A 26,568-nucleotide genomic window follows, 5' to 3' on the forward strand; every position below is an offset into this window, starting at 1 on the left:
AGGTGCCAGAATGAAGAATTACCCCCATATGCTCGCCCCGCTCGACCTTGGCCATACGGTGCTGAAAAACCGTGTGCTGATGGGCTCGATGCATACAGGGCTTGAAGAACTTGGCGACTGGAACCGCGTGGCCACCTTTTACGCCGAGCGTGCGGCGGGTGGTGCGGCGCTGATCGTCACCGGCGGCATGGCCCCGAATGCCGAGGGCGCGGTGCTGCCCGGCGCTGCCGGGCTGTTCAGCGACAAGGACATCGCCAACCACAGACAAGTGACCGATGCCGTTCGCGCGGCGGGTGGCAAGATCGCCATGCAAATTCTACATGCCGGGCGCTATGCCTATTCCCCGAAATGCGTGGCGCCTTCGCCGATCAAATCGCCCATATCGCCCTTTGTGCCCGCAGAGCTGGACGCGGCGGGCATAGAAAAGCAGATATCCGACATGGTCACAGCGGCGGTGCGCGCGCGCCAGGCGGGCTATGACGGGGTCGAGATCATGGGTTCGGAAGGGTATTTCCTGAACCAGTTTCTGGTGACCCATACCAATAAGCGAACCGATGACTGGGGGGGGTCATGGGCCAGGCGGATGCGCCTGCCGGTCGAGGTTGTGGCCCGTGTGCGCGAAGCGGTGGGCCGGGATTTCATCCTCATCTACCGGCTGTCGATGATCGACCTTGTTCCCAATGGCCAGACCTTCGCGGAAATCCGCGAGCTTGCGCAGGCGGTGGAGGCGGCGGGCGCCAGCCTGATCAATACCGGCATTGGCTGGCACGAGGCGCGGATCCCGACCATTGCCACCTCGGTGCCGCGCGCGGCCTTTGCCTGGGTCACCAGGCGGCTGATGGGGCATGTCGGCATTCCGCTGATCACCTCCAACCGCATCAATACCCCCGATGTGGCCGAAGCGGTGCTGGCGGATGGCTGCGCCGATATGGTGTCGATGGCGCGGCCCTTTCTGGCCGATGCCGCCTTTGTGGCCAAGGCCGAAGCCGGGCAAGCGGCGCGGATTGCGCCATGCATCGCCTGCAATCAGGCCTGTCTGGACCATACATTTGCAATGAAGCTGACAAGCTGCCTCGTCAATCCGCGCGCCTGCCATGAGGTGGAGTTGAGCTATGCGCCCAGCGCCACACCCAAGCGCATTGCCGTGGTCGGCGCAGGGGCCGCCGGGCTGTCGGCGGCGCTGGTGGCGGCCGAGCGTGGCCACAAGGTTGCGCTGTTCGAGGCGTCCGGTGCCATTGGCGGCCAACTCAATCTGGCCCGCCAGGTGCCGGGTAAAGAGGAGTTTCACGGGCTGGTGGACTGGTTCACCAGCGAGGTGACGGCACGCGGCATCGATCTGCGGCTGAACACACGGGCGGATGTGGCGGCACTTGCCGGGTTTGACGAGGTGATTGTCGCCACGGGCGTGAACCCGCGCGACCCTGCCATCAAGGGCCAAGACCTGCCGCATGTGCTGGGCTATGCCGAAGTGCTGCGCGGTGCCAGGGTGGGTGCGCGCGTGGCGATCATCGGCGCGGGCGGCATTGGTTTTGATGTTGCCGAGTTTCTGACGGTTGAAGACAGCCCGACGCTCGACCTTGAAGTCTGGCGGCGCGAATGGGGTGTGGGTGATCCGGCGCTCACCCGCGGTGGGCTTGCCCCCGAAGGCCCGCAGCCCGAAGCATCGCCGCGGCAGGTGACATTGCTGCAACGCAAGGCGCAGAAACTGGGCAAGGGTCTGGGCAAAACCACCGGCTGGATTCACCGTGCGCAATTGCAGATGAAGAAGGTGCAGATGGTCGGCGGGGTGAATTACGAGGAAATAACCCCCGGCGGGCTATGGGTCTCAGACGGCGCGGCCCGTGAGAATTTGCGCCTGATCGCGGCGGATACGATTGTGCTATGTGCCGGGCAGGTGAGCGAGCGCAGCCTGGCCGATGCGCTGGTCGCCACTGGCCAGAACCCGCATATCATCGGTGGTGCCGATTTTGCCGGCGAACTGGATGCCAAGCGCGCCATTGACCAGGGCGCGCGACTGGCGGCAACGCTTTAGCAATGATGCTGTTAGCCGGGGGTTTCACACCCCCGGACCCCCGTGGGATATTTGTGAGCAAAAGATGAAGGGCACATCTCATCTTTTGCTTGAAAATATCCCCGCCGGAGGCATCTGCGGCTGCGGCGGGGTGGGGCGCTAGATTTTGGCGCTGGCGGCGTCGCCGATATTGTCGACACCGCGTTCGGCCAGCAGGTTTGTCAGCCAGTCCGGGTCCATTTCCGGCACCGAGGAGAGCAGCAGGTCGGTATAGGCATGGTGCGGGGGTTGGAACATTTCCGCCTTTGGGCCCATCTCCACGACACGGCCATCTTTCATGACCACCACCTCGTCGGCAATGGCTTTCACTGTCGCAAGATCGTGGGTGATGAACATATAGGCGAGGCCAAGCTCGTCTTGCAGTTTTGCCAGCAGCTTCAGGATGCCCTCGGCGACAAGCTGGTCGAGCGCGCTGGTCACCTCGTCGCAGATGATGAACTCGGGGTCAGCGGCCAGCGCGCGCGCGATGCCGATGCGCTGTTTCTGGCCGCCGGACAGTTCGGAGGGCAGGCGCTCCATATATTCCGCAGGCTCAAGTTCGATCTGTTCCAGCAGTTCGGCCACGCGGGCATTGCGCGCCTTGCCCGACAGGCCGCGATAGAACTCGACCGGGCGGCCGATGATATCCTTGATCTTCTGGCGCGGGTTCAGCGCGGTATCGGCCATCTGATAGATCATCTGCGCGGTGCGGAGCTGTTCCTTGTTGCGCCTTTTGTAGCTTGGCGGCAGGTCTTCACCGTTGAAGGCAATGCTGCCGCGTGTGGGTGGCAACAGCCCGGTAATGCAGCGCGCGGCGGTGGATTTGCCGGAGCCGGATTCGCCCACCACGGCCACTGTGCGGCCTTTATGGATGTCAAAGCTCACATCATGCAGCACCGGCACCTTGCCATAGGCGGCCGAGACATTCTGCACGCGCACAACCGGCACGCTGGCCTTGATGACGGCGGGCTTGGCGGGCCGCTCGAAGCTGCGCACGGCCCAGAGCGACTTGGTGTAATCCTCGCGCGGGCTGGTCAGCATGGTGCGGGTGTCGTTCTCTTCGACCTCGTCGCCTTTCAGCAGCACCTTGATCCGGTCGGCCATTTGCGCCACGACCGCAAGGTCATGGGTGATGTAGATGGCGGCGGTGCCGAATTGCTCGACAATGTCGCGGATGGCGGCCAGCACCTCGATTTGCGTCGTCACATCGAGCGCGGTCGTCGGCTCATCGAAAATGATCAGGTCCGGGCGGCAGGACATGGCCATTGCCGTCATGGCGCGCTGAAGCTGGCCACCGGAAACCTGATGCGGGTAACGAAAGCCGATCTCATCGGGGTTGGGCAGGCGCAGACGGCGGTAAAGCTCCATCGCATCGGCCTCGGAATCCGACTTGCTGCGCACACCGTGCTGCACGGGCGCTTCGGTATGCTGATCGATGATGCGATGCGCGGGGTTGAAGCTGGCCGCCGCCGATTGCGCCACATAGGCGATGCGCTTGCCCAGCAAAGCGCGGCGCCGATCACGGCTGACCTTGGCGAGATTGACACCGTCAAATTCGATCGAGCCTGCCGAAATGCGGCAGCCATCGCGGGTGAAGCCCATTGCGGCAAGCCCGATGGTCGATTTGCCGGCGCCGGATTCACCGATCAGCCCCAGCACCTCGCCGCGCTTCAGATCGAGGTCGACACCATGAACGATTTCATTCCATTTCTCATCGGAACGGCCCTCGATACGCAGCCCGCGGATTTTCAGCAAAAGATCGTCGCTCATCGGTTTACTCCTTCAGGCCGGAGGACCGGTGCAGCATCCAGTCGACCACGAAATTTACCGCGATTGTCAGCAAGGCAATGGCACCGGCGGCCATCAGCGGCAGGGCGGCAAGGCTGAAATTGATGCTGGCGAAGTTGATGAAGCCCGACAGGTCGCGCACCATGCTGCCCCAGTCGGCCAGGGGTGGCTGGATGCCGACACCAAGGAAGGACAAAGCGGCGATGGACAGGAACACAAAGCAGAAGCGCAAGCCGAATTCGGCCAGCAGGGGTGCCACCGCATTGGGCAGAATTTCGCGGAAAATCAGGTAAGGCAGGGTTTCGCCACGCAGTTTTGCCGCCTCGATATAGTCCATGACCACGATATTCACACCCACCGCGCGCGCCAGCCGGAACACGCGCGTGCTGTCAAGCACGGCAAGGATGAGGATCATGTTGATGGTCGACTGCCCAACGATGGTGATGAGCAGCAGCGCGAAAATCAGCTGCGGTATGGCCATAAGCACATCAACCGTGCGGCTCAGCAACTGATCAACCCAACCGCCCAGCGTGGCGGCGAGAAAACCAAGCGTGGCCCCCAGCACGAAGGTGAGCAGCGCGGTGACGAGCGCGATGCCGACCGTGTTGCGCGCGCCGTAAATCAGGCGGGTGAGCAGGTCGCGGCCGATCTGGTCGGTGCCAAGGATATGGCCTTCGACTTGACCGGGAAAGGCGTTGGTGGCGGCGAATATCTGCGCCTCGCCATAGGGTGCGATGACCGGCGCGCCGATGGCGACGATGGCATAGAGCAGAATGACGAATATGCCGAAGGCGGCGGTCAGCGGCATCTGGCGAAAGAGCTTGCGGCTGGCGGCCGTGCCCGCGGAGCGGCCCAGCAGGCGAAAGGCGAAAGCCAGCGCGATGCAGCCCGCAATGGTGAGCGCGATATAGAGCAATGTCATCATTTCGGGTGCCTCAGCCGCGGATTGGACAGGATCGACATGATATCGGCTGTAAGATTCAGCAGGATATAGGCGGCGGCAAAGATCAGGCAGCTTGCCTGCACAATCGGAATATCGCGGCGCTTCACACTATCGACAAACAATTGCCCGACACCGGGATAGACGAACACCACCTCGACCACCACAACGCCGGTGATCAGATAGGCAAGGTTGAGCGCCACCACGTTGATGATGGGCGCAAGCGCATTGGGCAGCGCGTGGCGGGTGATGATGCGCAAGGGCTTCACGCCCTTCAGCCGCGCCATTTCGATATAGGGGCTGGCGAGCAGGTTGATGATGGCCGCGCGGGTCATGCGCATCATATGCGCGGTCACGACAAGCGTAAGGGTCAGCGCGGGCAGCAGCGAGGCATAGGCCTTTGCGCCAAAGCCCATGCCGGCATGGATGTTCGAGATCGAGGGCAGCCAGGGGTTCAGCACCGCAAAGAACAGGATCAGCATATAGGCGACAAAGAATTCCGGGCTGGAAATAGAGGCCAGCGTGCCGACATTGGCCACCCGATCGAAGATCGAATTGCGATAGAGTGCCGCCAGAATGCCGATGGTCAGCGCCAGTGGCACGGCAATGGCCGCCGCGAGCATGGCCAGAAACAGCGTATTTGCAAAACGCGGGGCAAGCTGGCTGGCCACCGGGCGGTTATTGCCGAAGGACACGCCAAAATCGCCCTGCAGGGCCGCACCAAGCCACTGGAAATAGCGGGTAACGGGGGGTTGGTCGAGGCCGAGTTGCTTGCGGATGGCGTCGACCGCTTCGGGCGTTGCGGCCTGGCCTAGCCGTTCTTGCGCAAAATCGCCGGGCAAAAGCTCGACCGCGCCAAAGATGATAACCGATACGACCAACAGGGTGAGAAGGCCCAGACCTAGCCGCTGGGCGACGATGCGTAGCACGCTACTCAAGTTTCAATCTCCCGATATGGGCAGACTTGTGCCGCCCTTGCCATTATGTTTACAGCCCATGCGTCAGGCTGCAACACATTATTGCGCATTGTCGAATAGTTTTGAAATCTCATTGCCCGTTCAGGCCGGCGCCCAGCCGCGTGACCGCAGCCAGAAGCGCCTCGGTGATTTTTGGTTCCGACATGGCATGGCCCGACATGCCGACAAGCTGCAATTCGGCCCTGGGCCAGGCGGCAACCAGCCTTGCCGCCGTTACCGGCGGGCAGATCATGTCGTAACGGCCCTGCACCACAATGGCCGGAATATGGGCAATGCGCGGCATGTCTTGCATGATCTGGTCATCGCTGCGCAAAAACCCGCCATGATGGAAGTAATGGTTCTCGATCCGGGCAAAGGCGCCGGCATAATGCGCGCTGCCGCCGTGGCTTTTGCCATCGGATGAGGCAAAGGCCAGCGCATTTTCCCAGCCCGTCCAGGCAAGGGCTGCGCGGCTGGCAGCAGCCTCGTCGGCCCCGAACAGGCGTTTGCGATAGGCGGCGATCATGTCGCCGCGCTCGTCTTGCGGAATGGGCGCGCAGAACGCGTCCCAGGCATCGGGCCAGAAGCGGGCGGCACCGCCGCCGTAAAACCAGTCAAGCTCGGCCCGGGTCATGGTGAACACGCCGCGCAGCACCATTGCGCGCACGCGCATTGGATGGGCCTGGGCGTAAAGCAGCGCCAGCGTCGCCCCCCAGGAGCCGCCAAACAGCATCCAGCTCTCTATGCCGAAATGCGCGCGGATCCGCTCGATATCGGCCACAAGGTGCTGGCTGGTATTGTTCTCGATGCTGGCATGGGGGGTCGAGCGGCCACAGCCGCGCTGATCGAACAGGATGATGCGAAACCGCGCCGGGTCGAAATAGCGCCGCATGAAGGGCGTGCAGCCGCCGCCGGGGCCACCATGCAGCACGATGACGGGAATACCATCGGGATTGCCGCAACATTCGACATAAAGCGTGTGCCCGTCGCCGACGCGGAGTTGCGTTGACATATAGGGGCTGAGCGCAGCAAACAGCTTCGGGCGGATCAGGGTGGACAGATTGTCGACTTGTTCGGGCATCGCTCTCGGATTATCTCGGGAACATAAGTTATGGCTCGCTTTCCCAAAACATGGCAGGTTGATCGGATGAACGCAACGCACAGCACGATAGACCCCGCCGAAGTGGCGAAGTTTGAAGCTATGGCCGCCGAATGGTGGGATGAGGGCGGCAAGTTCAAACCGCTGCATATGATGAACCCCGTGCGGCTGGATTACATCACCAGCCAGATTGCCGCCGAATTTGGCCGCGATCTGAAGGCACCCAAGCCGTTTGACGGGTTGCGCCTGCTCGATATCGGCTGCGGCGGCGGGCTTTTGTCAGAACCGATGGCGCGGCTCGGGGCCAGCGTTGTGGGGGCCGATGCGGCTGCGCGCAACATTCCGGTGGCGCAGGTCCATGCACAGGCGATGGGGCTGGACATAGATTACCGCCATATCACCGCCGAAGACCTGGCTGCGGCGGGGGAGCGGTTCGACGTGGTGCTGAATATGGAAGTGGTCGAGCATGTGGCCAGCCCGCCCGCCTATCTGGCCGCCTGTCACGATTTGTTGAACCCCGGCGGGCTGATGATCTGCTCCACGCTCAACCGCAACCCCAAAAGCTGGGCGGTGGCGATTGTCGGGGCCGAGCATATCATGCGCTGGCTGCCCAGGGGCACGCATGATTGGGCCAAGTTTATTACGCCTGACGAGCTGTTTGCCCTGCTGAAAACCGCCGGGCTGGATCCGGTGGACCGCAAGGGCTTTGTGTTCAACCCGCTAAGCTGGCGCTGGTCGATTTCCGCGCGCGACCTGTCGGTGAACTATGTGACAGCCAGCATAAGGCCGCGCTAGACAGGGTTGCGTTTGACGCCGCGTGCATCGCAGCTTATCAAGAAGAAAACGCGCGAGGGCAGGCATGGCCGAAACTGAGAAATCCGCAAACGAGCTTCGGGCCGCGCAAATCGGGCCGGACCCGTCGCTACTGCTGCTCGATGATGACGAGCCGTTTCTGCGCCGTCTGGCGCGGGCAATGGAAAAGCGCGGCTTTAGCGTTGAAACCGCCGAAACCGTGGCCGAAGCCAAGCGGCTGATCGCCCAGCGCCCGCCCGCCTATGGTGTGTTTGATTTGCGCTTGGAAGATGGCAACGGGCTGGATGTGGTGGAAACCCTGCGCGCCCTGCGCCCCGATGCGCGCATTGTCGTGCTGACAGGTTATGGCGCCATTGCCAGCGCCGTGGCGGCGGTAAAAATCGGCGCGACCGACTATCTGTCCAAACCGGCCGATGCTAATGACGTGACCGCGGCCCTGCTGTCGCTGCCCGATGACAAGCCCGCCCCGCCCGACAACCCCATGTCGGCCGACCGGGTGCGCTGGGAACATATCCAGCGGGTGTTCGAGCTGTGCGACCGCAATGTCAGCGAAACCGCGCGGCGGTTGAACATGCACCGGCGCACCCTGCAACGCATTCTGGCCAAGCGCAGCCCGCGCTAGGCGCAACCCTTGGTAGAAATTGCTAGCGCAATTGCCCGTTGTCTGGCAAGTTGCCTGCATGACCGAGTCGCTTCAACTTGCCAAAACCCGCAATTTGCACACGCTGGGCGTGTGCGTGCCCTATGATCCGGCGATCATCACACCGCCCATCGCCGCCGCCCTGCGCGCCGGCTGCTACGAGGCGGAAGAGGCGGCGCAAATCCCCATGATTGTTGCACCTGGCGATGTGGTGCTGGAAATCGGTGCCGGCATCGGCTTCATCTCAACGCTTGTGGCGCGCCAGCCCGGCCTGGCCAAGGTTTTCGCCTTCGAGGCGAATCCGGCCTTGATGCCCTTCATGGCCCGGCTTCATGCCGAAAACCAGGTGACAGGCGTTGAACGGGTGAATGCGGTTCTGTGCAATGCGCCTGAAACCAGCATGAAATTCTATCAGCGGCGCGATTTCTGGATGGGCAGCCTTGCACCGGGGCCAGAGCCCTATGATGCGGCCATTGCCGTGCCTGTAGTCAACCTGAACGCTTTTTTGGCGCGCGAAGCCGTCAGCCTGATCATTTGCGATATCGAAGGTGCCGAGAAATGGCTGTTTGGCGATGCCGATCTTGGCGGCGTCGACCGGATCTATATCGAGCTTCACGACCATATCACCGGGCTTGGGGGCATTGCGGCGCTGTTTGCGCATATGGGCGCGCACGGCTTTGCCTATGACCCGCGCCATTCCTGCGGTGCCGTCGTGCTGTTTCGGCGCGTGCAACCCAACGAGGTTCTGCGCCCGTTTTCCGGCAAGACCGACGCTTGAAAGCGTTGACGGAATTCAAACTTCCAGCAATGATGATCGCGTTCACATTTTGGAGGTAACGATGCGTATTTTCATTTTGGCCCTAACCTTTGCTGCTGCCCTGTTCAGCGGTGCATTTGCACAAAACCGTGTGGTGCAGATCATCAATGATACCAATGTCACGATGACCAATTTCTATGCCACCAATCGCGACCAGAACAGCTGGGGCCGCGACTGGTTTGGAAGCGAAGTCCTGCCAAGTGGTCGATATTTTACGCTGAATTTCGATGATGGCAGCGGCTATTGCATCTATGATTTCCGCGCGCTGTTTTCCGATGGCGACGAGGTTACGAATTTTGGTTTCAACGTCTGCGAATTGGGCTCGTGGCGGGTATATTGATCACGTCGCACGGGTCTGAACCCATGAAAGCGCGGGCTGGTCGGCCCGCGCTTTTTGCTTAGTTGAAGGCCAATACCGCCAGAATGACCGCCAGCACCGACAGCGGCGAGGCGAGGATGCCGATTTTCAGGGCATAGGCGGGCACGGCCTGCCCGGCGGCGGCACGGCGGCGCATGACAAAGCCGAATATCGCCAGCGCCAGAACCCCGGCTGCGGCCAGCATTTTCAGCCCGAACCACAGGCCCGACAGCCCATAGCTGCCCACCATAAAGGCCATGCCCAGCCCGCTGATCCAGAGCAGGACAATGCCGAGCAGCCCCAAATTGGCGAGTTTCGGGCGCAGCGGCATAAGGGCGGCCTTGCCTGCCGCATCGGCGCGGCGCAGGGCCGGGGCCAGAAGCATGAGGCCGAAACCGGCACCCCCGCCCAGCATGAGCCCGATGAAATGAAAGATCTTGAGGGTTACAAACATCATGTATCCTTTTGAGGAAGGTTAAAGCGCCTGACCTTGCATCAGGCGGGGAAGGGTTCCGTGCAGGCCGGCGGCCTCGGCCATCAGATAGCGGCGCAGGCCGGGCCAGGCATTGACCACGCCAAGCCCAAGGCTGCGCCCGGCGCGCAGAATGGGGTTATCGTTGGAAAACAGGTGGTTCACCCCGTCGGTCACAATCGAATTGGCGGCAATATCGCTGCGCCGCCAGCGCGCGTACCGCGCCAGAACAAGCGCGCCGCCAATATCTTCGCCGCGCCGCGTGGCATCGCTGATCACCTCGGCCAAAGAGGCGACATCGCGCAGGCCAAGGTTCAGCCCCTGGCCGGCCAGCGGGTGGATGCCATGCGCCGCATCTCCGACAAGCGCAAGCCGCGGGCGGGTCAGCTCGGTGGCCAGCGTCAGGCTGAGCGGGTAGGAGAAGCGCGCGCCGCACAGGCTGATTTCGCCCAGAAAATTGCCGAAGACCGGGCGCAAGGCGGCCATATAGGCTGCATCATCCAGTGCCGCAATTGCGGTGGCACGGCTGGCGCTTTCGCTCCAGACAATCGAACAGCGGTTGCCTTTGAGCGGCAGAATCGCCAGCGGCCCGGCGGGCAGAAACAGCTGATAGGCGGTGCCGTTATGGGGTTTTTCATGGGTCAGCGCGCAGACCAGCGCGATCTGGCCATAATCATGCCCCTGCCGGGCAATGCCCGCCCGCGCCGCCACCGCACTTGCCCGCCCGTCGCAACCAACCAGCAAGGCGCCTTCAAACTTCCGGCCATCATCAAGCGTGATGGAGGCGGTATTGGGGCCACTATTCTGGGTGACCACCTTGGCCGGGGCCAAATGTGTGATCAGCTTTTGCCCGGCAATGGCGGCCAGTAACGCCGGGCGCAAGTGCCGGTCTTCAAGCATGAAGCCCGCGCCTTCGCCATCCAGCTCATCGGCATTGAAGTGCAAATGCGGGCCGCAAACGCCGCTGTTCGGGCGGCCATCGGCAACCTTTACATGGGCAATCCGCTCGGCCTTGCTGGCCAGCTCTCGCCACAGGCCCAAAGCCGCCAGCATCCGCTGCGAACTTAGCGCCAGCGCATAGGCGCGGCCATCAAAGGCCGGGTCGGCGCGGGTTTCGGGCGGCAGGGCATCCACCAGCAGGCTTGGCTGGCCCGTGCTGGCCAGCGCCAGCGCAAGCGCCGCCCCGTTCAGCCCGCCACCAACAATGATCACCCGGTTGCTCATGCCGCAAGTATCAAGGTTTGGCGGCAATTGTCCATGCCGCACAAAGCGATTAGGCTGCGGCAGAATTTGACCAGAGGAGCGCGCTATGGACCTGCCCAAAACCGCCGCCGCAACCGGGCGGGCCATTGAAAGCGGCGCGCTTGATGCGCGCGAAGTGGTGCGTGAATATCTGGACCGCAGCGCCGCCCACCCCGAATCTGGCCGCATTTATGCGCGGCTGACAGAACGCCGCGCGCTGGCCGAAGCCGATGCCGCCGCCGCGCGCGCCCGCGCGGGCCTGCGCCGCCATCCGCTTGACGGCGTGCCGATCAGCTGGAAAGACCTGTTTGATTCGGCCGGTGTGGCAACCGAGGCCGGCAGCAGGCTTCTGGCTGGCCGCGTGCCGGCGCGCGATGCGGCCGTTCTGGCCAATGCCAGCGCCAACGGGCTGGTTTGCCTTGGCAAGACCCATATGACGGAACTTGCCTTTTCCGGCCTTGGCCTGAACCCGATGACCGCCACGCCGCCCAATGCCATAGAGGCGTATCGCACGCCGGGTGGCTCGTCTTCCGGGGCGGCGGTATCGGCGGCTTTGGGGCTGGCGGCAGCGGCCATCGGCTCGGATACCGGCGGCTCGGTGCGGGTGCCTGCCGCCTGGAACAACCTTGTCGGGCTGAAAACCACGCATGGCAGCCTGCCAATGGGCGGTGTCGTGCCGCTTTGCGCCAGTTTCGACACGATCGGCCCGCTGTGCCATTCGGTCGAGGATGCGGCGCTGCTCTGGCAGGCGATGGGTGGCGCGCATGTAGACCTGAATGATACGGCATTGCGCGGCGCGCGGCTTTTGGTGTGTGAACCGGCGCTTTCCGATTGCGAGGAGACGATTCCCGCAGCCTTTGAGGCGTGCATCGCGCGGCTTGCCGCCGCCGGTGCGGTGGTTGAAACCGCCGCCCTGCCAATGGTCGATGAGGCGCTGGCGCTGTCGGGCATTCTGTTTGCACCGGAAGCCTATGCGCAATGGGGCGCGCTGATCGAGGCGAACCCCGATGCGATGTTTGCCAATGTGCGCGAGCGGTTTCGCGGCGGGCGCGATGCCACGGCCAGCGACTATTTGCGCGCCTGGGCGCGGCTGCGTGCATTGCGTGCCGGCTGGGCAGCCGCAACGGCGGGCTATGATGCGGTGCTTGCCCCAACCGCGCCCATTTTGCCGCCCGATGCCGCGCGCCTGCTGGCCGAGCCGGATTATTTCAATACCCGCAACCTGATGACCCTGCGCAATACCCGCATTGGCAACCTGATGGGCGGCTGTTCGCTGACCCTGCCAACCGGCACCGATTACTGCGGGCTGATGGTAATGGCACCCCCGCATTGCGAGGCCGCGCTTTTGCGGCTTGGCACGGCATTAGAAGCCGGATTGATGGAGTAAAACAATGCAGTGGATTCTTCTGACGCTCGCCATTATCGGCGAGGTGATCGGCACGAGCGCGCTCAAGGCCTCGGATGGGCTGACCCATTGGGGCTATGCGCTGGTCACCTTGCTTGGCTATGCCGTGGCCTTTTACTTTTTGTCCATTGTGCTGAAAACCATGCCGGTGGGTGTGGCCTATGCCATCTGGTCGGGGGCGGGCGTGGCGCTGGTTACGCTTATCGGGCTGGTGGTGTTTCAACAAAAGCTCGATTTCGGGGCCATGCTGGGCATCGGGCTGATTGTGGCGGGCGTGCTGGTGCTGAACGTGTTTTCAGGCACAACCGGCCATTAGGGCTGATTTGCTTTACGCAAGCATCACAAGCGGTTAGACTGGCGGGCAATGGGGCAAACAGACCCCGCAATCGAGGCTACATGCAGTATCCTGACCGCTTCGCCGCATTGCCGGCGTATCCGTTTCCGCGTTTGCGCGCGCTGTTGGATGACCATCCGGCAGGCGGTGCGGTTTTGTCGATGTCGATCGGCGACCCGACACATCCGTTCCCCGGTTTCGTGGCGCCGCTGATGGCCGAATATATGGCCGGATTCGGTGGCTACCCCCCGAATGACGGCGCGCCGGAATTGCTGGAGGCGATAGCCGGATGGCTGACCCGCCGCTATGGGGTGACGGGGTTTGACGGTGCGCGCATCCTGCCGCTGAACGGCACGCGCGAGGGGCTGTTCAATGCCGCGCTGGCGCTGTCACCCGAAGGCAAGAATGGCGCACAGCCCGCCGTGCTGCTGCCCAACCCGTTTTACCAATGCTACATGGTCGCCGCGCGCGCCGCCGGGGCCGCGCCCATTATGGTGCCCGCCCGCGCTGAAACCGGATTCTTGCCCGATTATGCCAGCCTGCCGCCCGCATTGCTCGACCGTGTCAGCCTTGCCTATATCTGCGCGCCCGCCAACCCGCAGGGCGCGGTGGCCGATGCGCAATACTGGACCGGGCTGCTGACACTGGCCGAACGGCACGACTTCATCGTGCTGGCCGATGAATGCTATGCCGAGATCTACCGCCATGCCCCGCCACCGGGCGTGCTGGAAATTGCGCAGGCCATTGGCGCCAATCCCGAACGGGTGCTGGCCTTTCACTCGCTCTCCAAACGCTCCAACCTTGCGGGGCTGCGCTCGGGCTTTGTGGCGGGCGGGCCCAGGAATATCGCGCAGCTCAAACAGCTGCGCGCCTATGGCGGTGCGCCCTTGCCGCTGCCCATCCAGAAGGTTTCTGCCGCCGTTTGGGCCGATGATGCCCATGCCGCCGAAAACCGCGCGCTTTATGCCGCCAAATTCGACATGGCCGACAGGATGCTTGGCAATATTGCCGGGCTGCGCACGCCCGATGCCGGGTTCTTCCTGTGGTTGCCGGTGCAAGATGACGAGGCCGCCGCGCTGAAACTTTGGGTCACGCATGGGGTGCGCGTGCTGCCCGGGCGCTATCTGGCCAATGAAAACCATGCCAGCCTTGGCGGTGGCAATCCGGGGCAGGGCTATATCCGTGTTGCGCTTGTCGCCCCCATTAACGATATCGAACGCGGGCTTGGCGCAATACGCGCCTGCCTGTATGAAGGTTAGGAACGAAGTAAATACATGGCTATGGCAGTTTCCAACGCCCGCAAACCCCGCCGCCGCCGCGAACGGCTGGTCGAAAGCAAAACCGAAGCCGCTTTGCGCAAGCGGCTGGCGGAATTTGCGGGCCTGTGCCTGCTGGTGCTGGCATTCGCAATTGCACTGGCGCTGGCCAGCTATGATGCCTCCGACCCGTCGTTTTTCGTCAATACCGATGCCGAAGCGCAAAACAGGCTGGGGCTGATCGGCGCCTATGGGGCCGATACCTTGCACCGGGTGCTGGGGCTGGGCGCATGGTCGCTGGTGCTGCTTGCCGCGGCCTGGGGTATGCGCATTCTGATGCACCGGGCCAGCCGCAAAATGCTGCCCCGGCTGATTTTCATTGTGCCGGTGGTGCTGTTGGCCCCCATCTACCTTGCCACCCATGTGCCGCCTGCCGGCTGGCAGCCGGTTTACAGCCTTGGCGGAATGCTGGGCGATTCGGTGCTGGAATGGATATTGCCGCTGATCCCGCTGGAGCTTGGCCTGGCGGTGAAGGTTGCTTCGGGCAGCCTGGCGCTGCTGCTTGTGGGGCTGTTTGCACTGGCCATCGGCATGACCGGGGCCGAGCTGCGCGCCCTGCTGCATATCATGAAACGCGGGCTGATCTGGCTGATCGCCGCGCTGATGACCGCGCTGGCCTTTCTGGCCGGGCGCGGGGCCAAGGCTGCGCATGTCGGCGCAAAGCAGGCCGGTGTTGCCGCCATTACGGCCGGGCGCAGCGGTGTGGCTGCGGCGGCGCGCGCGCGCGATGCAAGGCGCGAGCGGCGCGCGCTGGAACCCGAACTTAGCCGCGAAGGCGATGGCGGGCGTTTTGGCGAAAGGCTGGCCGGATTGCGCGCCAGTGAAGATGACGGCTCGCTTGCGGGCCGTGTTGCTGCGGCCGTGCGCAGCGATGGCCAAAGCCCTTCACGCTTGCGGCTTGGAGGCGTCAACCGCGCCGGCGATGTGTTTGACGATGATGATGTGCTGGACGATACAGCCGATGCGCCCGCCCCTTCGGTGGTGCATAAGCGCGTCGAACCTTTGGTGCAGCACCCGTCGCCCAAACCCGCCCCGCAATCTGCCCGCGCAAGGGCCGAGGCCCAGCCGCGCCTGGCGCTGGAAGACTCCGCCGCCGAGCAATACGATATTCCGCCGCTTTCGCTGCTGGAAAACCCCAAGACCATTGTGCGTGCGCAGCTTTCCGATGATGCCTTGCAGGAAAACGCCCGTATGCTGGAAAGCGTGCTTGATGATTATGGCGTGAAGGGCGAAATCGTTTCGGTCCGCCCCGGCCCGGTTGTCACCATGTATGAGCTGGAGCCGGCGGCCGGGCTGAAGGCCAGCCGGGTGATTGGCCTGGCCGATGATATCGCGCGCTCCATGTCGGCGCTGGCGGCGCGCGTGTCTACCATTCCGGGCCGGTCGGTCATTGGCATCGAATTGCCCAATGCGCACCGCGAAAAGGTGCTGCTGCGCGAAATTCTGGCCGCGCGCGCCTATGGTGACAGCACGCACCAGCTTCCGCTGGCCCTTGGTAAGGATATTGGCGGCGAGCCCGTGGTGGCCAACCTTGCGCGAATGCCGCATTTGCTGATTGCCGGCACCACGGGTTCGGGCAAATCGGTGGCGATCAACACGATGATCCTGTCGCTGCTCTACCAGCTGCGCCCCGATGAATGCCGCCTGATCATGATCGACCCGAAAATGCTGGAACTGTCGGTCTATGACGGCATCCCGCACCTGCTTTCCCCCGTTGTGACCGACCCGAAGAAAGCGGTTGTCGCCCTGAAATGGGTGGTGGCGGAAATGGAGGAACGCTATCGCAAGATGTCCAAAATGGGCGTGCGCAACATCGACGGTTACAATGGCCGCGTGTCCGAGGCGCTGGACAAGGGCGAGGCTTTTACCCGCACCGTGCAAACCGGCTTTGATGACACGACCGGCGAGCCGGTTTTCGAGACCGAAGACTTCACCCCCGAAAAGATGCCCTATATCGTGGTGATCGTCGATGAGATGGCCGATTTGATGATGGTCGCGGGCAAGGAGATCGAGGCCTGCATCCAGCGGTTGGCGCAGATGGCGCGCGCGAGCGGAATCCACCTGATCATGGCCACGCAGCGCCCCTCGGTCGATGTGATCACCGGCACGATCAAGGCGAACTTCCCGACGCGGATTTCGTTTCAGGTGACCAGCAAGATCGACAGCCGCACGATTCTGGGTGAAATGGGGGCCGAACAACTGCTCGGCATGGGCGATATGCTTTATATGGCCGGTGGCGGGCGTATTACCCGCGTGCATGGGCCGTTTGTGTCGGATGAAGAGGTCGAGGAAATCGTCAACTTCCTCAAAGCCCAGGGCAGCCCCGAATATGTGTCGGGCGTGGTCGAAGGGCCGGATGGCGATACCGAGAACAATATCGACCTCGTGCTTGGGCTGAGCGATGGCAGCAACAGCGAAGACCAGCTTTACGATATGGCCGTGGCGATTGTCGCGCGCGACCGGAAATGCTCCACCTCCTATATCCAGCGCAAACTGGCCATTGGCTATAACAAGGCGGCGCGGCTGGTCGAGCAAATGGAAGATAGCGGCATAGTTTCGCCTGCCAACCATGTGGGCAAGCGTGAAATACTTGTGCCTGAAGGGTGATGCGGCTATCAACACGCGGCGGATTTACGCGCGTTCTCGGTTTCGTGCAGTGCAACGATGAACAGGCAAGGTTAAATTAGAGTTATGGACAGACGCCACTTTCTGACGGCCGCGACCGGCCTTGCCCTTGCCACAGCCCTGCCCCGCATTGGCGTGGCGCAAAACGCCGTGATCGACGGGCTGAACGCCTATCTGAACGGGCTGACCCGCGTGCGCGCACGTTTTCGCCAGGCCAGCCCCGACGGCACCGAGCAGACCGGCACCTTCTTTTTGCTGAAACCCGGCAAGATGCGCTTTGAGTTTGATGCGCCCGCCGATCAGCTGATCATTGCCGATGGCACGACTCTGGCGGTGTTTGATGCCAAATCGAACGCCGGACCGCAGCGTTATCCGCAACGCCAGACACCGCTTTCACTGCTGTCGATGCGCGAAATCAATGTCACGTCATCGCCCTTTGTGCGGCGTATCGATATGGTTGAAAACCGCGCGCAGATTACCCTTTTTGACCCGGAAGCGCCGGAAAATGGCCAGATGGTGATGATTTTCGATACCGAGCCGGTGGCGTTGCGCGAATGGATCCTGACCGACCGCACCGGGCTTGAAACGCATGTGTTTCTGGAAACCATCGACACTGAAGCGCAGTTTGAGACGCGGATTTTCAACATCGCGCATAATATCTCGACCTTCCAGCGCAACCGCTGAAGCCAACCATCAACACAGCATCCAACGCGTCCCGGGCCTGACCCGGGACCTCTGCGCATTGTGGTCGAGGTCCCGGGTCAGGCCCGGGGCGGCGTGATTTGATCATGCCATTACCTGCGGCCACGGGTGGGCCCAAGGGCAATGCCCGTGGTAATGCTCGTCGCTGTGCGGTTTGTTGATATATTGTATCTTCTGTTACATTATCACCGCAAAACGGGCCCAAAACCGACCATAGCGTGCAGAAAAGGCCGCTAAAGCGGCCTGTTTCAATCGCATTTCTACTCTGCTCAGATCGAGGATTCGATCCAGCTTTTCAGGCTCGCCTTCGGGGCTGCTCCCGCCTTGTTGGCGATGACCTTGCCGTCTTTGAACAGGAACAGCGCCGGAATGCCGCGCACGCCGAGTGCGCTGGGCGTGCCGGGGTTTTCCTCGATATCGACCTTGGCGATCTTGATCTGCCCGGCCAGTTCCTCGGAAATTTCTTCCAGCGCCGGGCCGATCTGCTTGCAGGGGCCGCACCATTCCGCCCAGAAATCCACCAGAACGGGGATGTCGGAATTCAGGACTTCGGCTTCGAAAGTGGCATCGGATACGGCAACGCTGGCCATTGGGGCTCTCCTATATATGGGCTCAGCAAGGAACCTAAGCAGCAGATGTAGCGGCGTCAAGGCGCGCTGGCGACAACCCGGGCATCTGCCACAGCGCGCATGAGGGCGGCATCGGTGATGGCGTGGCCAAGTGGCATGATTTGTGCGGTTTTTGTCCAGATAATCGCCGTCTCAATTTTACGTGTGGGGTAGATTTGCGCAAGCGCCGCGCGGTAGCTGGCCATCTGCCGCAGCAGGGCTTCGGGCGTATCCTCGGGGCGGGCGGGCAGGTTGCGGTTGGTCTTGAAATCATAGGCGGTGACGGTGGACTCGCTGATTTCCAGCAGGTCGATGCGGCCGGAAATATCGCCCAAATCTTTGATATGACACGCGAATGCAACCTCGGCCAGCGGGGCCGCCTCCAGCAGCTTGCGCATGTCGGGGCTGATCAGAAGCTGTGCGGCTTCGGCCTCCATGCCGATTTCAGGGCGCAGCGCGGCAATGGCCTCTGCCCGCGCTTCGGGGTCGAGCGCGATGATCTGTTCCAGCAATGCGTGCAGGGCCGTGCCATAGGCCAGCGCCTCGTCGGCCATCAGCCCATCGGCGCCGGGCAGGGCATGGGCGCCGCCGAGCTGTGAGGGTGAAAGCCGACTGGCGGGGCGCGGGGGCGTGGCGGCAGCGGTGGTGAACCATGCGGGCGGTTCGGGCGCGGCGTCTGGCGCGGTGGGCGCGTCGCTGGTCGCACCCGCTGCAGCCCAGTTATGGCGCAGGGTGATGGCTTCGCCATCAATTTCCGCGCCCGGCATCGCGCGCGCGGCTGTCGCAATCTGGTCATACCAGCACGGCTTTTCAGCGGTGCCGCGCGCGCCTGCGCCATAGACGATGAGCCAGCTTTCGGCGCGGGTCATGGCGACATAAAGCAGGCGCTGGCGTTCATGCATTTCAGCCTCGCGGCTGGCCGCAACCGCAACCTGCACGACAGGAGGGTTTACATCGGCTGACTTGCCCCATGCCACAGCCTGATCGCCGAGCGTGATGATGTTGGGGCTGTTGGCGAGATCGAGCTTAGCCGTATCGGGCAGGATAACGATGGGCGATTCCAGCCCCTTGGCGCCATGCACGCTCATCACGCGCAACTGGTCGCTGGCCTTGTCAACCTGGCGCTTGATCTCGGTATCGCCGCTTTCGAACCATTCAAGAAACCCGCCCAGCGTGGGAATGTCAGCCGCCTCGTATGCCAGCGCCTGCACGAGCAATTCGTCGAGCGCATCTTCGCATTCGCTGCCCAAACGGGCGAGCAGATTGCTGCGGCCATTATGCTTTTGCAGGATAAGCTCGATCAGCTCGTAAGGGCGCTGGAAATCGGCCCGTGCCAGCAGGTCGGCCAGCATTTTGGGCGCGCCTTGGGCGTGCAGCGCGGGCCACAACCCGCCGCTGCGCCTATGCGCAAGGGTGAAAAGCTGCGACTCGGTCCAGCCGATGAGCGGCGAGCGCAGCACGGTGGCAAGCGCCAGATCATCCTCGGGGCAAGCGGCGAATTTCAGTGCCATGATAACATCGGCCACGGCCAGGTCTTCACCCAGGGTCAGCCTGTCGGCCCCGGCCACGGCAACACCGCGAGCCTTGAGCGCGCGGATCAGGGTTTTGTAAAGCACCTTGCGCCGCTGCACCAGAATCAGAAAATCGCCCGCCCGCACGGGGCGGTTCTTGGCGGGCAGCAGGGTTTTTGTGGCGATCATCGTAGCGATGTCATCGGCGATTTTCTCGGCCAGCAAACGCTCCGGGTCCGGATGGGGCGGGGTGAGGGTGAACTCGAATAGCGGGGCGGTTTCGGGCTTGTCTTCGGCCTTTACAAAGGGGTGGATGTCGATCCGGCCGGGCAGGTCGGGATAGGCGGGCGCATGGGCCGAGGGGCCACCAAGCCCGGCTTCAACAGGGGCTGCAACCGCATCGACCAGCGCCAGAATCGGCGTGGCCGAGCGGAAGGAATGGCGCAGGCTGGTTTCCTGCATCGGGGTTTCACGCGCCGCCAGCCGTGCGGCCAGATGCGTTTGCATGGTTGAAAAGGCCGCCGGGTCGGCCCCTTGGAAGGAGAAGATGGATTGCTTGATATCGCCCACCACAAACAGCGTGCGCGCGCGTTCGGGCGCAGCACCCAGCCCGGCCATGATCTCTTCGGCCAATGTTTCAAAAATGCGCCATTGCGCAAGGCTTGTGTCCTGCGCCTCGTCAATCAGGATATGGTCGATGCCGCCATCGAGCCGGTAAAGCACCCAAGCCGCCATGTCGGATTGGTGCAGCAGCGCGCTGGCGTGGCGGATGAGGTCATCAAACTCCAGCCGCTGGCGTCGGGCTTTGGCGGCGCGGTAACGGGCAAGGAATGCGCGGGCAAAGCGGTGCAGCGTAAGGCCGCGTTCCAGCGCGTTGAGGGCGTTGAGCGCTTGGCTGGCCGCTTCGGCGCGGGCAACGAGGGTTTCAACGCGGCTGGCGGCATCGGGCATTTTCTTGGTTTCAGCCCCCGGAAGGCCGGTTTTATAGGGTGTGCCCGCCTTGGTAAGAAAGCCGGAAATGAAGGCGGCAAGCGCGGCTTCGGCAGGGTCGCTGCTGCGCAGGCCAAGCATGGCGGCGGCGTTCTGCTCGGTTTTCGTGCCCTTGGCGAGGATGCTGGCAATGGCGTTGATATCGCTATCGGAAAAATCTTGCATCGCGGTGGAGAGGATGGAGGTGGCGCTCAGATCGGGTGCAATGCCAAGGGCTTTGGCCAGTGCTGCGCGGTTTGGCTTCTGCGCGAACGCATCCTGATGTTTGAGGATTTCCTTTGTCACCTCGTCGACCTGCCCGGATTGGGCGAGCATGGCGTCGAGCAGGGGCAGGTCATCGCCTATGGCCATTTCATCGCGGATATCGCGGCGGAGCAGTTCGGCGGCGCGGTCATCAAGCAGTTCGAAACTGGGTGACAGCCCGGCTTCCAGCGGAAAACGGCGCAGAAGCGATTCGCAAAAGGCGTGGATGGTCTGGATCTTCAGCCCGCCGGGGGTTTCGAGCGCGCGGGCAAACAGGCGGCGGGCCTCGATGAGGGCGGCGGCGTCGACCATGCCGGCGCCAAGTTTGCCGAGCGCCTTGCGCAGGGCGGAATCGGGCAGCATCGACCATGCGCCAAGCTGCGTGAACAGCCGGTTCTGCATTTCGGCGGCAGCGGCCTTGGTATAGGTGAGGCACAGGATGCGCGCGGGCGGGGTGCCGCCCAGCAGAATGCGCGCCACGCGGTTGATCAGCACCGAGGTTTTGCCGGAGCCGGCATTGGCGGTGATCCAGCTTGAGATATCGGGGCGGGCGGCGGCGTGTTGGGCTTTTGTGGCGCGGTCGATTTCCGGTGTGGTCATGGCAGCGGCTCCGGTGCTGTCGGCGCGCCATCATCCCATTCGCCCAAGCGCGACAGCTGGTCGTAATCGCCCGGATAAGGCAGCAATTCGTGGCGGGCGCGGGCGGTGTAGCCCTGTGCTGCGTCGGCATAGGCGGTGAGCAGGGCGACAAGGTTTTCGGCCAGATTGGTCAGCACGGTTTGCTTGCCATCAGGCGCGGTGGTTCTTTGCGCGCCAAGCAGGATATAGCCGAGTGTTTCAGCCGGACCAGCGGGCACATCGCTAAAACCGCCCGCCGCAGCGATCAGCCCTTCCAGCGGCAGTTGCACGGCGGTGTGGTTGGCCGCCGTCTGGTTGGGGGTGGCGCCGGTTTTATAGTCATACAGCGCGATGCTGCCATCGGCGGCGCGGTCGATCCGGTCGGCCTTGGCGGTGAGGGTGAAGGCTGCGCCTGCAATGGTGAGCGGCAGCGCGCCGCTGCGCTCCACCGCCAGCGGCCTTGCGGCCTCGCGGCGGGTTCTTTCGCTGGCAAGCAGAAAGTCGAGCGCGCCGAACAGCCGCGCCTGCCATTCGCGCCGTGTGGCGGGCCAGGGCACGCCGGCTTCGAAGCGCGCAATGATTTCGGCGCGCAGGCTGTCGGGCAAAGTATCGGGCACAGGGTCGGGGATGCGCGGCATCAGATGCGCCAGAATGCTGTGCAGCGCGGTGCCACGTTCGCGCGCATCGGGCGCGCGCCCTAACGGGTCGAGCGCAGAAAGCTTCAGGATTTTGGAGGCGTAAACGGCATAAGGGTCGGTGATGAGCTTTTCGATGGCGGTGACGGAAAGCTGGTTGGGGCGCGCCGCAACGGGCGGGGCCGGGCTGGGGCGCGGGGCGGGCGCGATGGGCGCTTCGGGGCGGTCGAGCCGCGCGGCGAGGCTGGTGTAGACCGCGCCGCGCGTTTGCATCGCCTCAAGCGCGGCCTTGCCGGTGTCGCCCAGACCCTGCAGCAGGTTGGTAAGGCGCAGCAGCCAGCGGGCGGGCAGGGTTTCGCTATCGCCATCGCGCAGCGGGCGCGACAGGATCACGCGCGGGGCGGCCAGCGCGCATTGAAAATCATGCGCGGCAAGGCCGATGCGCAGCTCTGGCAAGGGCAGGTCGATTTGCGCGCGCATCTGGCGGCTGAGCCAATGGTCTTCGGCAAGGCGCGCGGGCCAGACGCCTTCGGTCAGCCCACCAAGAATAAGCAGATCGGCGGATTGCACGCGCGCTTCAAGCGGGCCCCAGATGGCGATGTTGGGGTGCGGCAGGAAGGCGGCACCGCGCAGCTCCACCCGTTGCATCTGGCGCAGCAGAAGCGCGGCCCAGATTGCGGGGGGTTGCGGCGCGGCGCTGGCGCTGCCGGATTGCAACTGCTCCAACAGGGCGAGGGCGCGCTCGCCGGCCTCCTTATCCCATACGGCCTCGGGGCCAAGCGCTGTGGCGCGGGCGCGCAGGCTTGCGACCCAATCGAACAGGCGCTGTGATTCGCTGGCGGGCGGAAACAGCGCCGGAGTGATTTCTGCCACCCAGTTTTTTCGCACGGGGTCATCGCCTGCCCAAATGGCCAGATCGTCGGGGCCAAGTTGGGGCGGGCCGCCACGCAGCACCTGGTGTTCAAGCGCGCGGGTCAATTGCAAATGCGCGCCGCGCGCCGCGCCCTGCCCGCCCACCAGCGGGTGTTTGAGGATGTCGAGCAGGCGCACGGGGCTGATGCCGGCTTGCGTGTCTTCGGCCAGCAGCCGCAACAATAGGCCGGGGGGCGAGAGGTGCAGGGGCTGGCCTGCACTGTCATCGGCCTCGATGTTCCAGCGGGTCAGCGCAATGCCAACGCGGCGGGCGAGGTTGCGGTCGGGCGTGATGAGCGCGGCGCGCTGGCCCGCATCCGCTGCTTCGCGCAAAGCACAGGCGATGGCCAGCGCCTCGTGCCGCGTGCTGTCGGCGGTGATGAGCGACAGGGATTCGGTTGCGTTTTGCAAGCCGGGTAGAAGCGCCGGACCTTCGGCAAGCCATTGGTCGGTGACAGGTGCAGGGCGCAAAGCAAGCGAGACGAGTGCGGCGCGCACGGGGTTGGGCACGGGGTTTGGCACGGGGGCCGAATGCCATGCCGCAACCGGCTGGTCCGCGCCAAGAGCGGCGAGCGTGGCCAGCAAAGCGGCTTGCGGATGGTCGGCGCCGGGGCCACCGGGCGGCATCGCGCCGGGCGGTTGGGCATCCAGCCCCGGCAGGATGACCGCGCCTTGTGGCAGGCGCGCAACGGCAGCCATGAAGGCGCGGGTTGCGGCGCGCGAGCCGGTGGAGCCTGCCACCAGAACCGGGCCTTGCGGCGGTTTTGTTTGCCAACGCGCGGCCAGCGTATCGACCACCGCACGCCGCCGCCCTTCCGCCCCCGAATAGGGCAGGCCAAGGCTGGACAGGTAGTGTTGCAAAATACCAAGGAATTCGCGGTTTTCGACCCAGTGGCGCGACAGGCTTGTCGCATCGATCTTTTCAAAGACGGCGGGGGTAAGCCCCTCACCCTCCAGCTCATCCAGCAGATCGGCCAATGATTGCGCAAGGTCCAGCACCATTGCGGGCTGCGGGCTTTGGCCGCGCGCAAGCTGGTAGCTGCGCACCAGTGCGGCAAGGTCAAGCTGGCGGGAAAGCGCATCGGGGGCGGCGGGCAGCGGCGCGATGTCTTTGGAAAGATCGGCCAGCACGCGGATATTCGGCAGCAGGCTGGCGCCGCGCCCAGCCATGATCTGTTCGATCGCCCGCGCCGTGCGGCGGGTATTGACCCAGAGCGTGATGCGCGCCCAAGCCTCGGGCGGCTGGCCCGACAGGCGGGTGGCAAGCCCATCGACCAGCGCCTGTGCAAAGCCCGCACCGGGGGGCAGGGCGAAGACGCGGGGGGTGGTTTGCGGCGCAAACATCATGGCGCGGCGAGCCATGTCTCGGCGGCGGCAAGCGCCTCGGGCGTGCCGACATCGCGCCAGCCGCCCTGCATGACCAGCCCATAGGCGCGGCCGCTGGCGATGATCTGATCCCAGATGATATTCATGGAAAAGCTGCGCCCCTGCACCTGTTCGGCCAGGTCTGGCCGGATGATCTGCGCCCCAGTGTAGATGAAGGGCGCGGTCGCGCCAGCCCCACGACGGCGCAATTTCCCGCCCTCCAGAAAAAAATCGCCCGGCCCGCTGGCGAGTGCGGCGGACGTCGGGGCGAGGAGGAGCAGGGCATCCATTTCGGCAGGGGCGAAGGCGGCGGCAAGCTGGGCAAGCGGGTTGGGGCCTTTCCAGACCGCATCGGCATTCAGCGTGAAGGCGGGGCCGGGGCCAAGCAGGGAGCGCGCGGCCTTCAGCCCGCCGCCGGTTTCCAGCAGGTCCGGCTCATGGGAAAGAATGATGTCGGGCGCACCCTTCAGATGCGCGACGATCTGCTCTGCATGGTGATGGGTGTTGATGACGATGGGGCTGGCCTGGGCCGAGCGCGCCACGCCAAGCGCGTGGCCCAGCAACGGGCGGCCTGCAATGGGCAGCAGCGCCTTGGGGTGGTTTGCGCCAAGTGCGCCCATGCGCGTGCCACGGCCCGCGGCGAAAATCATCAGCGGCAGACTCATAGGCGCAGACCTTCCGGCGGGGGGATGTGTTTGGCAATGAAGCGGGCCAGCGGGGCAAGGTCCGGATGGGCGAGTGCGGTTTGCAGCACGGCCCATGTGCGCGGCAAAAGGCGCAGATAGTGCGGTTTGCCATCGCGCTGCGCCAACCGCACGAACAGGCCAAGGATCTTGAGCGCGCGCTGGGCGCCGAAAGCGGCAAGGGCGGCATGGAAGTCGGCAGGGTTCTGGCCGGATTTGGCGATGTAGCGCGCGGTGAGGGCGCGCGCCAACGCGGGCGGCACGGTGCCGCGCACATCGCCCAGCAGCGCGGCGAGGTCATAGGCGGGGTGGCCGGAAAGCGCATCCTGAAAGTCGAGCAACCCGATGCGTTTGGTGCCGTGGCGCAGCCCCAGCCAGTGCAGGTTCTGGCCGTGATAGTCGCGCAGCACGGTCACGGGTTTTTCGCCCATGAACGGCGCCAGGGCGGCGGCGAGTTCGGCCTGAAAGGCGGCGGTGAAATCGGGGCTGGCGGGCTGGCCGGTGGCGGCGGGGTAATACCAGAGCAGCAGGCGGCCGGCCTCTTCGGCCAGAATTTCGGCGCTATAGGCGGGCAGAAAGGCGGGCGGCGCCTGGTGCTGAAGGCTGAACAGCAGGTCGACCGCCGCTTCATAGCGCGTGGTGGCGCTGGGCTGGCCCAGATGGTTCAGCAGCGCATCATCGCCGAAATCCTCCAGCAGCATCAGGCCCGCGCCTGCGTCATGCGCCAGAATTTCAGGGGCCGAAAAACCGCTGGCGCGCAGCCAGTTGGCCATGTCGACAAACCGGGTTTGCGGGCCGGCGGTTGCAGGCGGCGCAACCATCAGCACCGCCTGCGCGCGCGGCTTTTGCAGGCGGATATAGCACCGCGCCGAGGCATCGGCGGTAAGCGGGGTTTGCTGCGCGCCGCCCCAGCCCTGTATGGCAAGGAAGGCGTCAATCATCGCGCAGCGCTACGGCGATATGCGCCCAGTCGCCCTTTGGGGTGAGGGTGATGTCGCGCAGATCATCTTTGGTGCCCTGGGCAAGGGTGATGCGCAGATGGCGGGGCGGGGTTTCGGCCCCCAGACGGTCGGGCCATTCAACAAGGCAGATGGCGCTTTCAAACGCCTCGAACAGGCCAAGCTCGTCAATCTCTTGCGGGCTGCTCAGGCGGTAAAGGTCGCTGTGCCAAAGCATCTCGTCACCCCTTGCATAGGTCTGCACAAGCGTGAAGCTGGGCGAGGGCACGTCTTCGGCCCGGCCAAGCCAGGCCTGGATAAGGGCGCGGGCGAAATGGGTTTTGCCGGCCCCGACCGGACCTTCGAGCAGCACGGTATCGCCGCTGCGCAGCAGGCCGGCCAGCCGCAAGGCAAGGGCGGCGGTCTGTGCGGGCGTTCGGGCGGGAAACTGGACGGGCGATAGCGGCATGGCGCCACAATTCAACATGGGCGCGCCGCGCGCAAGTGG

General features: G+C 63.9%; 22 protein-coding genes. 10 read left to right on the top strand and 12 right to left on the bottom strand.

Annotation, left to right across the window (positions count from 1 at the left end):
• Positions 1-10: 10 nt before the first annotated feature.
• Complete coding sequence (locus LGT41_RS04480) at positions 11-2,032, top strand: NADPH-dependent 2,4-dienoyl-CoA reductase (RefSeq protein ID WP_274128880.1); 2,022 nt, start codon at positions 11-13, stop codon at positions 2,030-2,032.
• Positions 2,033-2,170: 138 nt separating this feature from the next.
• On the opposite strand, the gene LGT41_RS04485 is transcribed toward LGT41_RS04480, so the two are convergent.
• The 4 genes from LGT41_RS04485 to pip all read right to left on the bottom strand — a co-directional run bounded on the left by LGT41_RS04485 (position 2,171) and on the right by pip (position 6,815).
• On the bottom strand, positions 2,171-3,820 hold the full coding sequence (locus tag LGT41_RS04485) for an ABC transporter ATP-binding protein (RefSeq protein WP_274128881.1): 1,650 nt from the start codon (positions 3,818-3,820) through the stop codon (positions 2,171-2,173).
• 4 nt (positions 3,821-3,824) lie between these two features.
• A complete protein-coding gene (locus LGT41_RS04490; protein WP_274128882.1) occupies positions 3,825-4,763 on the bottom strand; it encodes an ABC transporter permease in 939 nt (312 codons plus the stop codon).
• A complete protein-coding gene (locus tag LGT41_RS04495; protein ID WP_274128883.1) occupies positions 4,760-5,716 on the bottom strand; it encodes an ABC transporter permease in 957 nt (318 codons plus the stop codon). The genes LGT41_RS04490 and LGT41_RS04495 overlap by 4 nt, the downstream gene beginning before the upstream one ends.
• A gap of 109 nt (positions 5,717-5,825) precedes the next feature.
• Positions 5,826-6,815 carry a prolyl aminopeptidase gene (pip, locus tag LGT41_RS04500; protein ID WP_420720201.1) on the bottom strand — a complete coding sequence of 330 codons (990 nt, stop codon included), beginning with the start codon at positions 6,813-6,815 and terminating at the stop codon, positions 5,826-5,828.
• Between the two features lie 66 nt (positions 6,816-6,881).
• Between pip and ubiG the strand changes: the two genes are divergently transcribed.
• From ubiG to LGT41_RS04520, 4 genes are all read left to right on the top strand, one after another.
• The gene (gene ubiG / locus LGT41_RS04505) at positions 6,882-7,628 is read left to right on the top strand and encodes a bifunctional 2-polyprenyl-6-hydroxyphenol methylase/3-demethylubiquinol 3-O-methyltransferase UbiG (protein WP_274128884.1); all 747 of its coding nucleotides are present in this window, start codon (positions 6,882-6,884) and stop codon (positions 7,626-7,628) included.
• Positions 7,629-7,692: 64 nt separating this feature from the next.
• Positions 7,693-8,268, top strand: coding sequence for an ActR/PrrA/RegA family redox response regulator transcription factor (locus tag LGT41_RS04510; RefSeq protein ID WP_274128885.1), 576 nt, complete (start codon positions 7,693-7,695; stop codon positions 8,266-8,268).
• A gap of 58 nt (positions 8,269-8,326) precedes the next feature.
• Entirely contained in the window at positions 8,327-9,064 is a 738-nt protein-coding gene (locus tag LGT41_RS04515; protein WP_274128886.1) for an FkbM family methyltransferase, read from the top strand.
• A 61-nt stretch (positions 9,065-9,125) separates the two neighbouring features.
• Positions 9,126-9,443 carry a hypothetical protein gene (locus LGT41_RS04520; RefSeq protein ID WP_274128887.1) on the top strand — a complete coding sequence of 106 codons (318 nt, stop codon included), beginning with the start codon at positions 9,126-9,128 and terminating at the stop codon, positions 9,441-9,443.
• 58 nt (positions 9,444-9,501) lie between these two features.
• On the opposite strand, the gene LGT41_RS04525 is transcribed toward LGT41_RS04520, so the two are convergent.
• On the bottom strand, positions 9,502-9,918 hold the full coding sequence (locus LGT41_RS04525) for a hypothetical protein (RefSeq protein ID WP_274128888.1): 417 nt from the start codon (positions 9,916-9,918) through the stop codon (positions 9,502-9,504).
• Positions 9,919-9,936: 18 nt separating this feature from the next.
• Positions 9,937-11,157 (bottom strand): UbiH/UbiF/VisC/COQ6 family ubiquinone biosynthesis hydroxylase, encoded by a 1,221-nt coding sequence (locus LGT41_RS04530; RefSeq protein WP_274128889.1) that lies wholly within the window; start codon positions 11,155-11,157, stop codon positions 9,937-9,939.
• Between the two features lie 85 nt (positions 11,158-11,242).
• Here LGT41_RS04530 and LGT41_RS04535 point away from each other — a divergent pair, with 85 nt between their 5' ends.
• The 5 genes from LGT41_RS04535 (at position 11,243) to LGT41_RS04555 (ending at position 17,539) form a co-directional block, all read left to right on the top strand.
• Positions 11,243-12,562: an amidase gene (locus LGT41_RS04535; RefSeq protein WP_274128890.1), complete on the top strand. Its 1,320-nt coding sequence runs from the start codon at positions 11,243-11,245 to the stop codon at positions 12,560-12,562.
• 4 nt (positions 12,563-12,566) lie between these two features.
• Entirely contained in the window at positions 12,567-12,896 is a 330-nt protein-coding gene (locus LGT41_RS04540) for a DMT family transporter (RefSeq protein ID WP_274128891.1), read from the top strand.
• Between the two features lie 80 nt (positions 12,897-12,976).
• A complete protein-coding gene (locus LGT41_RS04545; protein ID WP_274128892.1) occupies positions 12,977-14,173 on the top strand; it encodes an aminotransferase class I/II-fold pyridoxal phosphate-dependent enzyme in 1,197 nt (398 codons plus the stop codon).
• A 15-nt stretch (positions 14,174-14,188) separates the two neighbouring features.
• Positions 14,189-16,837 carry an FtsK/SpoIIIE family DNA translocase gene (locus LGT41_RS04550; RefSeq protein WP_274128893.1) on the top strand — a complete coding sequence of 883 codons (2,649 nt, stop codon included), beginning with the start codon at positions 14,189-14,191 and terminating at the stop codon, positions 16,835-16,837.
• Between the two features lie 84 nt (positions 16,838-16,921).
• Positions 16,922-17,539, top strand: a complete 618-nt coding sequence (locus tag LGT41_RS04555) for a LolA family protein (RefSeq protein WP_274128894.1) — start codon at positions 16,922-16,924, stop codon at positions 17,537-17,539.
• Between the two features lie 287 nt (positions 17,540-17,826).
• On the opposite strand, the gene trxA is transcribed toward LGT41_RS04555, so the two are convergent.
• The 6 genes from trxA to tsaE are packed head-to-tail and all read right to left on the bottom strand — an operon-like array spanning position 17,827 to position 26,547.
• On the bottom strand, positions 17,827-18,147 hold the full coding sequence (trxA, locus tag LGT41_RS04560; protein WP_274128895.1) for a thioredoxin: 321 nt from the start codon (positions 18,145-18,147) through the stop codon (positions 17,827-17,829).
• Positions 18,148-18,203: 56 nt separating this feature from the next.
• The gene (addA, locus tag LGT41_RS04565) at positions 18,204-21,509 is read right to left on the bottom strand and encodes a double-strand break repair helicase AddA (protein WP_274128896.1); all 3,306 of its coding nucleotides are present in this window, start codon (positions 21,507-21,509) and stop codon (positions 18,204-18,206) included.
• The gene (locus tag LGT41_RS04570; protein WP_274128897.1) at positions 21,506-24,436 is read right to left on the bottom strand and encodes a PD-(D/E)XK nuclease family protein; all 2,931 of its coding nucleotides are present in this window, start codon (positions 24,434-24,436) and stop codon (positions 21,506-21,508) included. Before LGT41_RS04570 ends, addA begins: the two co-directional genes overlap by 4 nt.
• Positions 24,418-25,104 (bottom strand): nucleotidyltransferase family protein, encoded by a 687-nt coding sequence (locus tag LGT41_RS04575; protein ID WP_274128898.1) that lies wholly within the window; start codon positions 25,102-25,104, stop codon positions 24,418-24,420. Before LGT41_RS04575 ends, LGT41_RS04570 begins: the two co-directional genes overlap by 19 nt.
• Positions 25,101-26,063 carry an aminoglycoside phosphotransferase family protein gene (locus tag LGT41_RS04580; protein WP_274128899.1) on the bottom strand — a complete coding sequence of 321 codons (963 nt, stop codon included), beginning with the start codon at positions 26,061-26,063 and terminating at the stop codon, positions 25,101-25,103. The genes LGT41_RS04575 and LGT41_RS04580 overlap by 4 nt, the downstream gene beginning before the upstream one ends.
• The gene (gene tsaE, locus LGT41_RS04585; protein ID WP_274128900.1) at positions 26,056-26,547 is read right to left on the bottom strand and encodes a tRNA (adenosine(37)-N6)-threonylcarbamoyltransferase complex ATPase subunit type 1 TsaE; all 492 of its coding nucleotides are present in this window, start codon (positions 26,545-26,547) and stop codon (positions 26,056-26,058) included. Before tsaE ends, LGT41_RS04580 begins: the two co-directional genes overlap by 8 nt.
• Positions 26,548-26,568 lie beyond the last annotated feature (21 nt).

This window comes from Abyssibius alkaniclasticus (genome assembly GCF_020447305.1).
In the GTDB taxonomy this organism is placed as follows: domain Bacteria; phylum Pseudomonadota; class Alphaproteobacteria; order Rhodobacterales; family Rhodobacteraceae; genus Abyssibius; species Abyssibius alkaniclasticus.

What these genes read in the sequence shown, in the direction of transcription:
- LGT41_RS04580 (WP_274128899.1), bottom strand. Translation starts at nt 26,063, where the DNA reads ATGATTGACGCCTTCCTTGCCATACAGGGCTGGGGCGGCGCGCAGCAA.
- LGT41_RS04510 (WP_274128885.1), top strand. Translation starts at nt 7,693, where the DNA reads ATGGCCGAAACTGAGAAATCCGCAAACGAGCTTCGGGCCGCGCAAATC.
- LGT41_RS04570 (WP_274128897.1), bottom strand. Translation starts at nt 24,436, where the DNA reads ATGGCTCGCCGCGCCATGATGTTTGCGCCGCAAACCACCCCCCGCGTC.
- LGT41_RS04515 (WP_274128886.1), top strand. Translation starts at nt 8,327, where the DNA reads ATGACCGAGTCGCTTCAACTTGCCAAAACCCGCAATTTGCACACGCTG.
- LGT41_RS04480 (WP_274128880.1), top strand. Translation starts at nt 11, where the DNA reads ATGAAGAATTACCCCCATATGCTCGCCCCGCTCGACCTTGGCCATACG.
- LGT41_RS04540 (WP_274128891.1), top strand. Translation starts at nt 12,567, where the DNA reads ATGCAGTGGATTCTTCTGACGCTCGCCATTATCGGCGAGGTGATCGGC.
- LGT41_RS04575 (WP_274128898.1), bottom strand. Translation starts at nt 25,104, where the DNA reads ATGAGTCTGCCGCTGATGATTTTCGCCGCGGGCCGTGGCACGCGCATG.
- pip (WP_420720201.1), bottom strand. Translation starts at nt 6,815, where the DNA reads ATGCCCGAACAAGTCGACAATCTGTCCACCCTGATCCGCCCGAAGCTG.
- LGT41_RS04525 (WP_274128888.1), bottom strand. Translation starts at nt 9,918, where the DNA reads ATGATGTTTGTAACCCTCAAGATCTTTCATTTCATCGGGCTCATGCTG.
- LGT41_RS04520 (WP_274128887.1), top strand. Translation starts at nt 9,126, where the DNA reads ATGCGTATTTTCATTTTGGCCCTAACCTTTGCTGCTGCCCTGTTCAGC.
- tsaE (WP_274128900.1), bottom strand. Translation starts at nt 26,547, where the DNA reads ATGTTGAATTGTGGCGCCATGCCGCTATCGCCCGTCCAGTTTCCCGCC.
- addA (WP_274128896.1), bottom strand. Translation starts at nt 21,509, where the DNA reads ATGACCACACCGGAAATCGACCGCGCCACAAAAGCCCAACACGCCGCC.
- LGT41_RS04485 (WP_274128881.1), bottom strand. Translation starts at nt 3,820, where the DNA reads ATGAGCGACGATCTTTTGCTGAAAATCCGCGGGCTGCGTATCGAGGGC.
- LGT41_RS04530 (WP_274128889.1), bottom strand. Translation starts at nt 11,157, where the DNA reads ATGAGCAACCGGGTGATCATTGTTGGTGGCGGGCTGAACGGGGCGGCG.
- ubiG (WP_274128884.1), top strand. Translation starts at nt 6,882, where the DNA reads ATGAACGCAACGCACAGCACGATAGACCCCGCCGAAGTGGCGAAGTTT.
- LGT41_RS04550 (WP_274128893.1), top strand. Translation starts at nt 14,189, where the DNA reads ATGGCTATGGCAGTTTCCAACGCCCGCAAACCCCGCCGCCGCCGCGAA.
- LGT41_RS04535 (WP_274128890.1), top strand. Translation starts at nt 11,243, where the DNA reads ATGGACCTGCCCAAAACCGCCGCCGCAACCGGGCGGGCCATTGAAAGC.
- LGT41_RS04490 (WP_274128882.1), bottom strand. Translation starts at nt 4,763, where the DNA reads ATGATGACATTGCTCTATATCGCGCTCACCATTGCGGGCTGCATCGCG.
- LGT41_RS04555 (WP_274128894.1), top strand. Translation starts at nt 16,922, where the DNA reads ATGGACAGACGCCACTTTCTGACGGCCGCGACCGGCCTTGCCCTTGCC.
- trxA (WP_274128895.1), bottom strand. Translation starts at nt 18,147, where the DNA reads ATGGCCAGCGTTGCCGTATCCGATGCCACTTTCGAAGCCGAAGTCCTG.
- LGT41_RS04545 (WP_274128892.1), top strand. Translation starts at nt 12,977, where the DNA reads ATGCAGTATCCTGACCGCTTCGCCGCATTGCCGGCGTATCCGTTTCCG.